This is a genomic window from Psittacicella hinzii (assembly GCF_003585935.1).
Classification (GTDB): domain Bacteria; phylum Pseudomonadota; class Gammaproteobacteria; order Enterobacterales; family Psittacicellaceae; genus Psittacicella; species Psittacicella hinzii.
In genome coordinates, this window is record NZ_NRJG01000137.1 from 1 (window position 1) to 2,776 (window position 2,776).

The window sequence follows — 2,776 nt, forward strand, 5'->3', positions numbered from 1 at the left end:
TTTAAGCTTGATTTTTTCATCTTTTTCAATATTTTTATCTAAATTATTGATTATTGAAGACTTTAAATTTTCGGGAAATTAGGATTGAAAATAGGGAACAAAAATAGAGCTTGCGGTTTCTTCGCAAGCTCTATTTTTGTTTTGTATTAGAGATTAATTGTTTTGAATAGAAACGTAGATAATTCTATTGTCTCTTTGGAATTTAAATACAACCATTTCCGCTTCTTTTACTTTTTCTAAAGCATTTTTCAATTCGGCTGTATTTGCAACTGGAATATCTTGAATAGATAATAATTTATCACCTACCTTAATTCCATACACACCAAACGGTGAGTTTTTCTCAACTTTTTTAACTACAACGCCTTTATCATTTTGGCTAAATAAAGTACCAAATACACTCACATCACCTTGTTTATCTGTTTGTGATTGTTGTGATTTAGATGCAGCTGTATTTTGGTTCTTGTCTGATGTGATATTAGTTGTGTAAGTTTTACCTTCACGGATATAAGTTACACTAAATGTTGTATTTGCAGGTTGAGCACTTACAACAGATCTTAATTGGTTAAAGTCTACAATTTTCGTGTTATCAACTTTAACAATAACATCTCCAGCTTTTAATCCTGCTTTATCAGCTGCAGAACCAGGGAACACTTCATTTACAAATGCACCTTCACTAACTGGGATTTTATTTAATTCAATTAGAGTTTGATTTAAATCGTTACCCCGAATACCAAATTGACCACGTGATACTTTACCATTGGCAATAATTTGGTTAGCAATAGACTTAACTACATTTGACGGAATAGCAAATCCAATACCAACTGAACCACCAGATTTTGAAAGGATTGCACTATTAATACCAATTAGGTTACCGTTTAAATCAACTAATGCACCACCTGAGTTACCAGAGTTAATAGATGCATCCGTTTGAATATAGTTATCGTAGAAATTTAATGATGTTGATCTGTTTAAAGCAGAAACAATACCTGAAGTTGCTGTTAAACCAATACCAAATGGATTACCAATAGCAACAACAAAATCACCTACTTCTGCAGAATTCGAATCACCGATATTAATTTGTTGAAGATTATTAAAGTTTTCAACTTTTAATACTGCTAAATCTGTATCAGGGTCTGTACCTATTACTTTAGCGTTGTAAGTGCGATTATCATAAGTTTTAACTTTAATACTTTTAGCACCTGAAACAACGTGATAGTTTGTTACAATGTAACCATTTTTACTATCAATAATTACACCAGATCCCATTTGACGAACATTTTGTTCTCTTGGTTGACCACCTGAAAATTGGTCACCTAGTAAATCTTGGAATTCTTTAGGTAATAACTGACCAAAAATATCTAAAGGAGAACTACCACCTCCTTGACTGGTTTCAACAGCTTTTACATCCAATGACACTACTGAAGGCATAACTCGTTTGATCATTGGAGCTAAAGATGCTTTATTAGGAATAAATGCAGGTTGTGATTGAGTTAATTGAGTTGAAGGATCCGCCTGCGCTGTGTTAATAACACCATAAGTTGTAGCTGCCCCAATAGTAATTAAAGCTAAACTACTTGCAAGTACGGTTTTTAGAAAACTCTTATTTTTTTTCATAGTGATCTCTATAATTGGAAAAAATGATATAATAAACCAGATTGCTTAAAACTATTGTCTTTATCTAGTTAGAGTTATATAGCTATTTTTTTAAATTACAAGTAAGGTTCAAAGATTCATATGAGTTGGTTTGATAAAATCAAGAGTTCTATTCAAAAGACACTCTCGTCTTCAGAAAGCAGCGTCATTCCTGAAGGGGTATGGACCAAATGTACTGGTTGTGGTCAAACTTTATATCGTAAAGATTATGAAGCTAACCTAAATGTTTGTCAACATTGTAATCATCACGGTAGAATTTCTCCAAGAAATCGTTTACAAGCATTTTTTGATCAGGACACGTACGAAGAATTATTTACAGCAATCCACCCAAAAGATCCTTTAAACTTTAAAGATTTAAAATCATATAAAGACCGTTTAAAAGGTGCTAAAAAGTCTACAGATACAGACGAAGCTTTAGTTGTATATAAAGGTAAAGTTAACGGAATTGATATTGTAGCTTGTGCTTTTAATATTGAGTTCATGGGTGGATCAATGGGATCTGTAGTTGGTGAACGTTTTGTAAGAGCTGCTACTTTAGCACTTGAAAGCAAAACTGCATTAGTATGTTTTTCTGCTTCAGGTGGTGCTCGTATGCAAGAGGGTTTATTCTCTTTAATGCAAATGTCTAAAACTTCAGCTGCTCTTGCTAAATTAAGAGATACAGGTATCCCATTTATTTCAGTTCTAACTGACCCTACATTCGGTGGTGTATCTGCTTCATTAGCAATGCTTGGTGATGTAATTGTTGCTGAACCAAAAGCATTAATTGGATTTGCAGGTCCTCGTGTAATTGAACAAACAATTAGAGAGAAATTACCTGAAGGATTCCAACGTTCTGAATTCTTATTAGAACACGGTGCAATTGATAATATCGTAGAACGTAAAGATCTACCAAATTACGTAGCTAGCTTAGTGTCTAAATTTAAAAATTTACCAGAACCAACAGCAAAGTAATTTTATCAACTTTTTAGTTTGTATTATAGCAATATTATATATAAATGTTTTAGTGCAACTTCAAGCCATTAATAATTAATAAACTGCTATAATTTATTACACAAACTTAGTTATCAATTTCATTAAGTAAAGAGTATAAATACTCTATTGTGGTCTGGTAGTTCAGCTG

Annotated in this window: 2 protein-coding genes; one reads left to right on the forward strand and one right to left on the reverse strand. The window is 32.4% G+C overall.

Features of this window, described 5'->3' with window-relative positions:
* Positions 1-153: 153 nt before the first annotated feature.
* The gene (locus tag CKF58_RS06805; RefSeq protein ID WP_119532278.1) at positions 154-1,614 is read right to left on the reverse strand and encodes a Do family serine endopeptidase; all 1,461 of its coding nucleotides are present in this window, start codon (positions 1,612-1,614) and stop codon (positions 154-156) included.
* 120 nt (positions 1,615-1,734) lie between these two features.
* Here CKF58_RS06805 and accD point away from each other — a divergent pair, with 120 nt between their 5' ends.
* The gene (gene accD / locus CKF58_RS06810) at positions 1,735-2,607 is read left to right on the forward strand and encodes an acetyl-CoA carboxylase, carboxyltransferase subunit beta (protein WP_119532280.1); all 873 of its coding nucleotides are present in this window, start codon (positions 1,735-1,737) and stop codon (positions 2,605-2,607) included.
* Positions 2,608-2,776 lie beyond the last annotated feature (169 nt).

Excerpts from the sequence above, each read along its gene's own strand:
- accD (WP_119532280.1), top strand. The coding sequence starts at position 1,735 with ATGAGTTGGTTTGATAAAATCAAGAGTTCTATTCAAAAGACACTCTCG.
- CKF58_RS06805 (WP_119532278.1), bottom strand. The coding sequence starts at position 1,614 with ATGAAAAAAAATAAGAGTTTTCTAAAAACCGTACTTGCAAGTAGTTTA.